The 11,981-nt window shown below is 37.9% G+C and carries 12 protein-coding genes and 1 pseudogene; 7 read left to right on the top strand and 6 right to left on the bottom strand.

What is annotated here, in order from left to right; genetic code table 11:
- Positions 1-284: 284 nt before the first annotated feature.
- Both nadA and nadB read left to right on the top strand, forming a co-directional pair.
- Complete coding sequence (nadA, locus tag ACR2MV_RS10765) at positions 285-1,283, top strand: quinolinate synthase NadA (RefSeq protein ID WP_434021919.1); 999 nt, start codon at positions 285-287, stop codon at positions 1,281-1,283.
- Position 1,284: 1 nt separating this feature from the next.
- Positions 1,285-2,868 (top strand): L-aspartate oxidase, encoded by a 1,584-nt coding sequence (gene nadB / locus ACR2MV_RS10760; protein WP_434021918.1) that lies wholly within the window; start codon positions 1,285-1,287, stop codon positions 2,866-2,868.
- On the opposite strand, the gene ACR2MV_RS10755 is transcribed toward nadB, so the two are convergent.
- From ACR2MV_RS10755 to ACR2MV_RS10740, 4 genes are read right to left on the bottom strand one after another with little or no spacing between them, the layout of a single operon-like run.
- A complete protein-coding gene (locus tag ACR2MV_RS10755; protein WP_434021917.1) occupies positions 2,869-3,273 on the bottom strand; it encodes a DoxX family protein in 405 nt (134 codons plus the stop codon).
- Positions 3,274-3,306: 33 nt separating this feature from the next.
- Complete coding sequence (locus ACR2MV_RS10750; RefSeq protein WP_434021916.1) at positions 3,307-3,753, bottom strand: acyl-CoA thioesterase; 447 nt, start codon at positions 3,751-3,753, stop codon at positions 3,307-3,309.
- A gap of 11 nt (positions 3,754-3,764) precedes the next feature.
- Complete coding sequence (locus ACR2MV_RS10745; protein ID WP_434021915.1) at positions 3,765-4,952, bottom strand: pyridoxal phosphate-dependent aminotransferase; 1,188 nt, start codon at positions 4,950-4,952, stop codon at positions 3,765-3,767.
- A gap of 24 nt (positions 4,953-4,976) precedes the next feature.
- A complete protein-coding gene (locus ACR2MV_RS10740) occupies positions 4,977-6,068 on the bottom strand; it encodes a fatty acid desaturase family protein (RefSeq protein WP_434021914.1) in 1,092 nt (363 codons plus the stop codon).
- A gap of 209 nt (positions 6,069-6,277) precedes the next feature.
- Here ACR2MV_RS10740 and rsmG point away from each other — a divergent pair, with 209 nt between their 5' ends.
- The gene (rsmG, locus tag ACR2MV_RS10735) at positions 6,278-6,907 is read left to right on the top strand and encodes a 16S rRNA (guanine(527)-N(7))-methyltransferase RsmG (RefSeq protein WP_434021913.1); all 630 of its coding nucleotides are present in this window, start codon (positions 6,278-6,280) and stop codon (positions 6,905-6,907) included.
- Here rsmG and ACR2MV_RS10730 read toward each other — a convergent pair.
- A complete protein-coding gene (locus ACR2MV_RS10730) occupies positions 6,904-7,482 on the bottom strand; it encodes a DUF502 domain-containing protein (RefSeq protein ID WP_434021912.1) in 579 nt (192 codons plus the stop codon). The two genes, rsmG and ACR2MV_RS10730, sit on opposite strands and share 4 nt — an antisense overlap.
- Positions 7,483-7,704: 222 nt before the next feature.
- Here ACR2MV_RS10730 and ACR2MV_RS10725 point away from each other — a divergent pair, with 222 nt between their 5' ends.
- From ACR2MV_RS10725 to ACR2MV_RS10710, 4 genes are all read left to right on the top strand, one after another.
- On the top strand, positions 7,705-8,793 hold the full coding sequence (locus ACR2MV_RS10725; protein WP_434021911.1) for a tryptophan 2,3-dioxygenase family protein: 1,089 nt from the start codon (positions 7,705-7,707) through the stop codon (positions 8,791-8,793).
- Between the two features lie 19 nt (positions 8,794-8,812).
- Complete coding sequence (locus tag ACR2MV_RS10720; protein ID WP_434021910.1) at positions 8,813-9,634, top strand: cyclase family protein; 822 nt, start codon at positions 8,813-8,815, stop codon at positions 9,632-9,634.
- Positions 9,635-9,647: 13 nt separating this feature from the next.
- On the top strand, positions 9,648-10,916 hold the full coding sequence (gene kynU / locus ACR2MV_RS10715) for a kynureninase (RefSeq protein ID WP_434021909.1): 1,269 nt from the start codon (positions 9,648-9,650) through the stop codon (positions 10,914-10,916).
- Positions 10,917-11,005: 89 nt separating this feature from the next.
- Entirely contained in the window at positions 11,006-11,185 is a 180-nt protein-coding gene (locus ACR2MV_RS10710) for a hypothetical protein (RefSeq protein ID WP_434021908.1), read from the top strand.
- A 50-nt stretch (positions 11,186-11,235) separates the two neighbouring features.
- Here ACR2MV_RS10710 and ACR2MV_RS10705 read toward each other — a convergent pair.
- Positions 11,236-11,981, bottom strand: a pseudogene (locus ACR2MV_RS10705) (aldehyde dehydrogenase family protein); the annotation flags it as partial.

The raw sequence follows: 11,981 nt of genomic DNA, 5'->3' as shown, positions 1-11,981 counted from the left end.
AGGTATTTGTTGTACGCTCAAAACTTCCAATGATACCAAGGCAATTGGAATTATTTCTTTTCTAAGCAATTAGGAATGAATCCAAGATAGTGAAATTTAATGAGCTGGGCAAAAAATCTGTAGCAAGACGATCGACTTTCCTGACTTTTTTAAGAGTTGAGTCTGAAAAAAACGATCGCCTTCATGTTCAAATCTAAACACATGAATTTTGATCCTAACTTTTATTTTCACCGCGAAGTTTCGTGAAAAAAGAGTAATTTTGTTTCGCTAAAACTGTTTAGATTATGGAAATTGAACAAGCCAAGAAGGAATTAAAGGAGAAAGGTTTTTTGGATATAGAAACAAATGAAGAGCTTGATTTTGCAGCTGAGATTCAAAAATTGAAAAAGGAGAAAAATGCTGTAATACTGGCGCACTACTATCAGGAACCGGCCATTCAGGATATAGCAGATTTTGTAGGAGACAGTTTGCAGCTTTCCTATAAGGCTGCTGAAGTGGATGCAGATCTCATCGTGTTTGCCGGAGTACATTTCATGGCAGAAACTGCTAAGATTTTAAATCCTGACAAAAAAGTGTTGCTACCGGATTTGAATGCAGGCTGTTCCTTATCCGAAGCTTGTGAGGCAGCTGACTTGCAGGCCTTCAAAGAAAAGCATCCGGATCATATTGTGGTCACGTATGTAAATACCTCGGCGGATGTGAAGGCAATTAGCGATATTTGCTGTACGTCTTCAAATGCCAAGAAAATAGTTGATTCCATTCCGGTAGACCAACCGATCATTTTTGCTCCGGATAAGAATTTAGGAGCTTATATTAATAAAGAAACTGGACGCGATATGCTCTTGTGGGAAGGCGCTTGTATTGTGCATGAGGCCTTTTCTATTGATAAGCTATTGACGACACATCAATCACATCCCGAGGCAAAAATCATAGCACATCCTGAATCGGAAGAACATATTTTAAAAACGGCTGCTTATATAGGCTCAACTTCCGGTTTGATCAATTTTGCCAAGACGGATCCGGCCAAAGAATTTATCGTGGCTACTGAGGCAGGGATATTACATGAGATGCAGAAAGAAGTGCCGGAAAAAACATTGTATCCTGCTCCTGCAGTGGAGGACAATACCTGTGCCTGCAGTGAATGTCCTTATATGAAAATGAACACGATGAAGAAATTGTATTTGTGTATGAAACATGAATTGCCAGAAGTACATGTCCCAGAAGAAGTTCAAAAAAAGGCATTGATTCCAATCCAGCGTATGTTAGATATTTCTTCAAAATAGCATGAGTAAATTTAAGGGAGATATATTGGTTTTAGGATCTGGAGTAGCAGGATTATCGATTGCTATCAAGTCGGCAACGGCTCTTCCAGATAAAAAAATCATTGTAGCTACAAAGGCAAATGAAAGCGAATCCAATACGAAATATGCCCAGGGCGGTATCGCAGCTGTTTGGGATGAATTAGATTCTTTTCAGGATCATATAGACGATACAATGGTCGCCGGAGACCACCTTAATAATAAGGCTGTGGTAAAAATGGTCGTTGAAGAAGCCCCTGAATCCATGAGGCAACTTATAGAATGGGGGACAGATTTCGACTATAATAAAGAAGGAGAAATCGATCTTGGAATGGAGGGAGGTCATTCAGCCAATAGAATATTGCATTATAAAGATATCACAGGCTTTGAAGTTGAGAAAACATTGTTGGAACAGGTTGATAAATTGCCGAATATTGAATTGTTGCCTTACCATTTTGCCATTGACCTGATTACGGACCATCATCTTAGTCCGAAGTCAGCAGCCTCAGATTCAAAGAATATTGCCTGTTATGGTGCTTATATTTTGAATCAGAAAACAAATCAAATTGAAACCTATCTTGCCAGTTCAACCATATTGGCTACTGGTGGAATAGGGCAGGTGTATGCGGCTACTACGAATCCGATAATAGCAACAGGTGACGGAATTGCCATGGCGTATAGGGCGAAAGCAAAAATTGTTGATATGGAGTTTGTTCAATTTCATCCAACAGCTTTGTACCAACCAGGTATCAGTCCATCATTTTTAATTTCAGAGGCCGTGAGAGGTTTTGGAGCTTATTTGCGAAACAAAGCCGGAGATCGGTTTATGTTGAAAGTGGATGAAAGAGCCGAATTAGCTCCTAGAGATGTGGTGGCGAGGGCTATCAATAAGGAGTTGATTGTTTCAGGAGATCCTCATGTTTATCTGGATTGCTCTCATTTGGAAATGACAGCGTTTAAAAAACATTTTCCAAACATCTATGAGAAGTGTGATAGTCTGGGAATTGACATAGCGCATCAAATGATTCCTGTAGTGCCGGCTGCCCATTATTTAATGGGTGGTATTGAGGTAGATGTGAATGGCTATAGTTCGATTCAGAATTTGTTTGCCTGCGGAGAATGTTCGAGAACAGGCTTGCATGGAGCCAATCGATTGGCGTCAAATTCTTTATTAGAAGCCTTGGTATTTGGGGAGCGAATTGCAGAAGAGATAATTCAGAACCGAAGCAAACTCGATTTGGGGGTGGAGTATAAGATTCCCGAATGGGATGAAGAAGGGACGATGGTACCGAAGGAAAATGTGTTGATTTCCCACAATAGGAAAACCATACAGAACATTATGACTGACCTCGTTTCAATTGTTAGATCCGATGAGCGTTTAGAGAAGGCACTCGATCATTTGAATTACCTGTTTCAGGATACAGAAAAGGCTTATGAAAAATCAAAACTGTCACCTCAGATATGTGAATTGAGAAACTTAAATGCCATCGCTTATCTCATCGTACATCAGTCAATGAAGAGGAAAAATAACAAAGGAGCTTTCTATAGTCTTGACAACGTAACGACTTAATTAATCCCATTTGTTTGAACTGGAAACAGCAAATTTTCCAGCTCCCAGAAAGAAGATACTAAAGGCACCAAATAAATAGAGCCCAATTAATTCTAAAGCCCATTCACCGTGATCTCCAATTTTTAAAATCTCATCGGCATGCGCCGTCATTGCTGCTACCAGCATTGTTGCAGCCACAAAGAGCGAGGCGATTTTGGTACGATAACCGATAATGATGAAAATGGGAGCAAGGAATTCTCCTAAATAGGCGCCATAAGCTACAAAGCCAGGAAGCCCCATATTACTGAACATACCAACCAGGCCATCGACCCCATTGATCAATTTATGAATTCCATGAAACAACATCAGACCACCAATGCTCAATCGAAGTATTAAAAGGCCGGTATTTTGTTGAAAGTTTTTCATGGGATCGTATTTAAGGTCCCAAATTATCGATTATTATGATCGTTTCAAAGAAATTTTTTCAAAATCATCGGTCTTGGTAAGTTTTTCTAAAACTTCCAGAATGATACCAGGAGGGGTTGTAAGCTTTCTCTTGTTCAGGTCAATCCAGGCACCATATATTTCAATCTCTGCAGAAAGAATACCATCTCCTCTAAATATTTTATGCACAAACTTAAATCGCTCTCCAAGTTCTGAAGCTCCTTTTAAAAACACTTCTACCGTAATATTGTCACCGATGCCAATTTCACGGAAGAAACTGGTTTCTTCCTTAAATAAAACCGGGCCAACTCGTAAGCGATTAAATTCAGTGAGTGACAGTCCGTAGGCATCAAATAAGCGAACCCTTGATTCAGCTGCATAATCATTGTAGGCTGTATGCCGCATATGATTGTTTGGGTCGAAATCGGCCCAACGCGTAGGTGAGGAAAATTTAAAACTCATCAGCTAATTTACTAAGATAATAAGTCGGCGATTCTCTTCACGGCCTCCTTCAATTCTTCCTGAGAAGCAGCATAACTGATTCGAATGCAATTTGGCGCTCCAAATGCCTCTCCTGTTACGGTGGCAACATTGGCTTTCTCCAATAATAGCATGGCGAAATCCGATGCGTTTTCAACCTTGGTTCCTTTGATGGTTTTTCCAAAGTAATAAGAAACATCAGGGAAAACGTAGAAAGCACCTTGTGCTACGTTTGTTTTGATTCCTTCAATTTGATTCAATAAATCCAGAATCATGTCACGCCTCACACGAAATTCATCAACCATGTACTGAATTTTTGAAACGGGCGCATCTAAGGCCGTAATTGTCGCTCTTTGAGCAATACAATTCGCTCCTGAGGTGATTTGGCCTTGCATTTTATTACATGCCTTGGCAATCCATTCAGGGGCACCTATATACCCAATTCTCCATCCGGTCATCGCAAATGCCTTGGCAACACCATTTACTGTGATTGTTCTATCGTACATGCTTTCAATACGAGCGAAACTAAAATTTGGTGTTCCATAATTGATGTGCTCATAGATTTCATCAGAAAGGATGTAAATCTGAGGATGTTTTTCCAATACTTTTGCAAGTGCTCGGTATTCTTCTTCTGTATATACTGTTCCACTTGGATTGTTCGGGGAATTGAAGAAGATCATTTTTGTTTTAGGCGTAATTGCCGCTTCCAATTGTTCCGGAGTAATCTTGAAATCTGTTTCGATACTTGAAGGGATTTCAACATAGGTTGCCTCTGCCAAAATACTGATGGCTGAATAACTCACCCAATAAGGTGCCGGAAGGATTACTTCATCTCCAGGATTGAGCAAAACCATAGCTACATTGGCGATGGATTGTTTTGCTCCAGTAGAAACAACCACTTGATTAACGTTGTAATCAAGATCATTATCTCTTTTAAATTTTCTACAAATAGACTCTCTTAAATCCGCATATCCATTTACCGGAGAGTAGGAATTGTAATTGTCATTTACAGCCTGAATCGCTGCATCTTTGATAAAATCTGGTGTATTGAAATCTGGCTCACCTAAACTTAAGCTGATGATATCTTTTCCCTGACCTTTTAACTCTCTCGCTTTAGCTGCCATGGCTAAAGTCTGTGAAACTGGTAAACTGTTGATTCTGTCGGATAATGGTTGTGACATTGTTGTAATAAAATGATTAATGATTTATGCTAATTCTGGATGTTTCCCTAATTTGTCGAGTTGCTTAAAATGATCAATAAAAGCACCAATCATTGTGCGATACTCGTTATAAGGCAGGTTGAATTCTTTTGTTGTGTTTTTAACAATCTCAGATAATTTTTTATAATGAATATGAGATATGTGTGGGAATATATGATGCTCCACCTGATGATTTAAACCACCGGTAAAGAAGTTGACTATTTTGTTGTTAATCGCAAAATTGGAGGTTGTATACAATTGATGAATGGCCCAGGTATGTTGCATGACGCCCTCTTCATTAGGCTGCGGCATATCCGTATTTGGCATCACGTGAGCCAGCTGGAAAACCACACTTAAAATCATGCCGGCTGTATAATGCATGATGAAGAATCCAATTAATACCTGCCACCAGGCAATATCCATGACCATGATTGGTAATACAATCCAAATGGAATAATAGAGGATTTTAGTAATCACCAAGATGGACCACTCTTTAGCGGGATTTGGAAATTTTCCATAAGACAGTTTACGTTTTAAATAGCTGTGCATTTGCTTAAAATCTGTCGTAATGGCCCAATTAATGGTCAGTAAGCCATATAGAAAAATAGAATAATATTTCTGGAATTTATGAATTTGAAACCACTTGGCATGTTTTGAAAATCGAATAATCCTTCCCGCATCAATATCTTCATCCAGGCCCTGAATGTTGGTATAGGTATGATGCAGTACGTTGTGTTGTACCTTCCAGTTATAAACGTTGCCGGCGAGAATATAAATACTGCTCCCCATAATTTTATTCACCCATTTTTTACTGGAAAAAGATTCATGATTTGCATCATGCATAATATTCATTCCCACACCAGCCATTCCAACGCCAATTATTACAGTCATTAAAATCATGGCCCAGGCGGGAAGTTTTACAGTAAGCAGGACAATAAGCGGTATAATAAAAAGAGAAAACATGATAATGGCTTTTGTATAAAGTTTCCAATTACCGGTTTTCTTAATATTATTTTCTTTGAAGTAATTATTAACCCTTTTATTCAGAGTTTTAATGAAATTAGTCTTGTCTCTGGTAACAAATTTGATCCCTTGCATATGTTTTCCTTTTGTTTTGTTAAAGTAACAGAATTCAGTTTGCAAAGCTACTAGTTTTTTGACAGATTTTGGAGTTTTTTTGTTAAAATAATCCCATTTTAATGGGAAGAATTTATCAATTACAGCAGTTTGTTACAGATGGTTCAATAGATCATTTTTCTACAATGTTTGGGTTGGTCATATTAATTGTATTTTTGCTGAAAAATTGAATGAATTTGATCGCTGATAATTTTCCGGAACTTACAGTTTTGCAATTGAAACAATTTTCTGAATTGCAAGATTTATACACAGATTGGAATGCAAAAATTAATGTGATTTCAAGAAAAGATATAGAGGCATTGGATGTGAAGCATGTTTTACATTCTTTAGGAATTGCGAAGGTTCAGCCATTTTTGCCGTCGTCTAAGGTGTTGGATGTAGGGACAGGAGGAGGTTTTCCGGGCATACCTTTAGCCATTATGTTTCCAGAAACTGACTTTGTACTGGTGGATTCAATTGGCAAGAAAATCAAAGTTGTGCAGGCAGTTGCTGATAGTTTGGGATTGACAAATGTCAAGGCAATTCACACAAGGGCAGAAAATGTTCAGGGTGAATTTGATTTTGTGGTAAGCAGGGCAGTTACAAAAATGGATGATTTTGTTGTATGGGTAAAAAAGAAGATTGCAAAAAAGAGCAGGCATGAATTGAGAAACGGGATACTCTACCTAAAAGGAGGCGATTTAACGGAAGAATTAAAACACTTTCCCAAAGCATCATTATACGATTTAGCCACCTATTTTAAAGATCCCTTTTTTGAGACAAAAAAAGTTGTCCATATTCCAATTAAGGTGCGTCTTTAATCATGTTTTTCCCAGCCCGTTAACCCGGCTGAAACAATAAATTTCATCATTTCGCTTGAATTAACATCCAGAGGTTTTATTTGTGTTCTTGGCAGAATGAATAATTCTCCGGAAAAATTGTAAGAATGAGGAAAGTAAACCGCGACCTTCCCTTCCGACTGGATGATGTCGAGATTTTCTTCTGTGATAAAACCGAGTTTTTCGAGATTAGAATTTAGATTGATTTTCACCAGAACTGGTTGATTGAATTTTTTTTCTTTCCCCACAAAAGCAGTGAAAAGATCATTAAATGCGGAGTATATAAAATTTAAGAGTGGTACTGAATCAATAATCTTTCTAAAAACTTTTTTCAGCGGTTGAGCTATAATGGTTTTTCCTAAAAAACCGATTAAGATCAAAAAAACGAGGAGGGAAAGAAGGCCAAGTCCCGGAATATGTATGTCAAAAAATTGGGTAATAATCTTTTGAGAAAGGCCATCAATAAAATTGAAAGCTGCGTAAAAAACATAGGCGGTTATGCTGAGGGGGGCAAGGTATAATAAACCTTGAAGTAAATAGTTAATGAGCTTTTTCATGAGTTGAGTTTTAAATGAACTAATCGCTTTCAAATTACAAAACATTTACCTTTTTTAAAGGGCGTTCAAGGCCTATTTAATGCTTAAATCCCTTCCTGTTTTTAAGAGGTGTAAATTTGAAATTTGTTAATATAGTGGAGAGATATTTCTCAATCCTTAATATTCTTCCTTAAATTAGCGTGATTATTAAATTATTCTCAATATTTATACTTAGAATGTTTTATGGATAAAGAACTCTCATCGATACACTATGACCAATACCTGCAATTGCAAAAGATTCTGGATGCGCAGAAATTAAGGAGTGTGGAATTTAAAAAGCCTGCACATGATGAAATGTTGTTCATCATTGTTCATCAGGTTTACGAGCTGTGGTTTAAAGAAATTTTACATGATATTGCTTCTGTAAAAGAACTATTCAGTGATGGAACAGTGAAAGAATCGGATATTGGTATTGCCATTTCAAGACTGGACAGAATCGTTAAGATTCAGAAGATTTTGGTAGATCAGATCGACATTATCGAAACCATAACACCGCTTGATTTTTTAGATTTCAGAAACTTTTTGTTACCAGCTTCTGGTTTTCAAAGTTTTCAGTTTAGGCAATTGGAAGTTTCCCTGGGGTTAAAACGAGAACGAAGAATTTCATATACACAATGTTCTTATTCAGGAGTTTTTTCAGATGAAGAGCAAGCCATATTAGAAAAATTGGAGACCGGCGATTCTATGTTCGATCTGGTTGAAAAATGGTTGGAACGAACCCCATTTCTACAATTTGAAAAATTCGATTTTCTAAAGGAATATGAGAAATCAGTCAATAGAATGCATGACCGTGAGGTTGAGGACATTAATAAAGCAGATTATATTTCAAATCAGGAAAAACAGTTTAGAGTGAATATGTTGGCAGAAACAGATGCCTATTTTAAATCTGTTTTTGATAAAGACATACACCATCAAAAAATTGAAAAGGGTGAATTAAAATTATCTTATAAGGCGACAATTTCGGCCCTACTGATTAACCTTTACAGAGATGAGCCTTTATTGAGACAACCTTTTATGTTTCTGCAGAAATTGATAGATATGGATGAATTACTCACTACCTGGAGAAATCGCCATGCTCAGATGGTGCTCAGAACCCTGGGACAAAAAATAGGTACCGGAGGTTCATCCGGTTATGATTATTTAAAACAGACAGCAGATCAACACCGGGTGTTTTATGATCTACATAATATTTCCACCCTGTTGATTCCACGCTCATTTTTACCGGATTTGCCGGAAGAAATGAAAGAGAAGCTAAATTTCAATTTTTCCTAAAAGAACTAATTTTGAATAAATGAAGATTAGTGCCCTTATAGACAAGAAGCAAGTTGTTTTTGATACCTCAAAGGTTCATGACATATCAATTCCATTAGAATTTAATGGTGATCAGCCGAATACCTATGGTGTTGAATCAGCCAGTTCTGAAGCCTACCAGACAGGTGACTTTGTGGGTGATACCCGAAAAGGGGGAGGATGTAATTTTGAACAACTCAAACTGACCCCTCACTGCAACGGAACCCATACAGAATGTATTGGACATATTACGAACAAGAGATTCAGGATACATGAACAATTAAAAGAGTCACTTATTCCGGCAACATTGATTACAGTCCATCCTGTAAATGCGAACAGCTCAGAGGACAGTTATAAACCAGAACTTGAGAAGCAAGATTTTTTAATCACTAAGGAACTTCTGGAAGGAGAATTAACGAATGCTGCCCCTGATTTTAGAAAGGCCCTTGTTATTAGAACCCAACCTAATAATGACTCTAAAAAGTCGAGAAATTATATAGAGAACAATCCTCCTTTTTTTTCCTTAGAAGCCATGAGGTATATTGTTTCTCTGGGTGTAGAACATATTTTGGTGGATCTGCCTTCTGTAGATCGTTTGTTTGATGACGGTAAATTAAATGCCCATCATATCTTCTGGAATATAAAAGAAGAGAGCCATGAAGCAACAGTTAATAGTGAGTTTCAAAAGACAATTACAGAAATGATCTATGTGGAGGATGCGATAAAAGATGGGAACTATCTGCTGAATTTGCAAATAGCCCCCTTTCAGTCAGACGCCTCACCCAGCAGACCTTTACTATATCCGATCATACATAAAAATTAAACCGATAACACTGATGGAATTCAAACCCACTAAAGATTTTGCAATTGAAATGGATCAAAATGATCCTCTGAAAAAGTATAGAGATCATTTTTATTTCCCAAAGCATACGGATGGTAAAGAAGCAGTTTATCTCTGTGGAAATTCATTAGGGCTGCAACCAAAATCTGCCAAGAAACATATTGAAGCTGTTCTTGATGATTGGCGCTATTTGGGTGTCAAAGGTCATTTTGAAGGTGATCATCCATTTGCTACCTATCATGAAGGTTTGGGGGAGCAGATGGCGAAAATAGTGGGGGCTAAAAAGAAAGAGGTGGTGGCCATGAATAGTTTGACGGTCAACCTTCATTTTATGCTGGTTTCATTTTATAAACCTTCGAAGCATCGTTTTAAGATTCTCATTGAAAAGAATGCCTTTCCTTCAGATCAATACGCTGTTAAATCGCAGATTGAATTCCATGGATTTGATCCAAAAGAGGCATTGATCGAGATGGAGGCCAGGGATGGTGAGGATCTGATCAGAACTGAAGATATTCTTGAACTTTTAAAGAATCAGGGTGAACAAATTAGCTTGGTGATGCTGGGGGGATTAAATTATTATACAGGGCAGGCATTTGAAATGGCAAAGATTACAGAAACAGGTCATGCCATGGGTTGCATGGTAGGCTTCGATCTGGCCCATGGAGCCGGTAATTTAGACTTGCATTTGCATGATTGGAATGTGGATTTTGCAGTTTGGTGTACCTACAAGTATATGAATTCAGGCCCTGGAGGTATTGCGGGTTGTTTTGTTCATGAAAAACATGTTACACGCACAGACCTTCCTCGATTTGCCGGATGGTGGGGGCATGATAAAGCCACTCGATTTTTGATGGATGATACCTTTGTACCCATTCAGGGAGCAGAAGGTTGGCAGATGAGTAACGAGACGGTTTTGTCCATGGCAGCTTTAAAAGCTTCTTTAGAGATTTTTGATGAGGTGGGTATGAAAGCTCTTATAGCAAAGTCCAGAATATTAACGGCCTATCTGGAGTATTTGGTAGGAGCCCTGGATACGGATAGAATTCAAATAATTAGCCCTAAACAGCCTGAATTGAGAGGTGCCCAATTGTCCTTGAGGGTATTGAACAGTAACAAATCTTTGTTTGAAAAAATAAGTGACAAAGGTGTTATTGCGGATTGGAGGGAACCAGATGTAATCAGAATTGCACCGGCTCCTTTATATAATAATTACAGTGATGTGTATGAATTTGTACAAATTTTAAAAGAGTCGCTGAATCTATAGGCCTTTTTGAAAATAAAAAGCCTTAGCTAATGAAAGTCATATTTTAGGTTCAAAAAGGATCTTACTTTTGAAACTTAAATCAAATCATTATGAAAGATCAAAAAGAGTGTCTTGTATGCCAAAAAAGTCAGGATGAGGCACCTGTTACAGAATTCCATTATAAGGAATCAAGTTTTTTTATTTGTGCACAGCATATGCCGGTATTGATTCATGATCCGCAAAAATTGATCGGCTTATTGCCGGATGCAGATAAAATGCAAGGTGTATAAAAAAACCCGAAATCAAAGATTCCGGGTTTTATTATTCCTATAATTTTTTACTATTCTCCTAAAAAAGGATATCTGTAATTGGTTGGGGGTACAAAGGTTTCTTTAATCGTTCTGTTTGACACCCATCGTAACAAATTCCATACGGAACCGGCTTTGTCATTTGTTCCAGATCCTCTTGCTCCACCAAAAGGTTGTTGACCTACAACAGCTCCAGTTGGCTTGTCATTGATATAGAAATTACCTGCGGCATTTTCTAACTTTCTGGTCGCCGTATCGATCACATATCTATCCTGACTGAATATAGCGCCGGTCAGGGCATATTCACCAGTTTGATCAACCAATTCAAGTACATCTTCCCATTGCTCATCTTCATAGATAAAAATGGTAATGATAGGACCGAATAGCTCAGTACACATTGTTTCGTAGGTAGGATTTGTCGTTACGATAACGGTTGGTTCAATAAAATAACCAACGGAATCATCATAACCACCACAACAATAATTTCTGCATCAGCATCCTTTTTTGCCTGATCCAGATATCCAGATAATTTTTTAAAGGCGCGATCGTCAATTACTGCATTTATAAAGTTTGAAGAATCTCCTGGTGTACCAATTTTAAATGAATTCACATCTTCAACAACCTTGTTTTTGATGTCTGCCCATAAGCTCTTTGGTAAATAAGCTCTTGAAGCAGCAGAACATTTTTGTCCCTGGAATTCAAAGGCACCTCTTGAGATGGCAGTTGCTACTTCTGGCGCATTGGCCGATGGATGGGCCCAGATGAAATCTTTACCTCC

Source organism: Lutimonas sp. (assembly GCF_051011215.1).
In the GTDB taxonomy this organism is placed as follows: domain Bacteria; phylum Bacteroidota; class Bacteroidia; order Flavobacteriales; family Flavobacteriaceae; genus Lutimonas.
The sequence above is the reverse complement of the archived record's forward strand: the minus strand, read 5'-3'. Positions and strand labels throughout refer to the sequence as shown.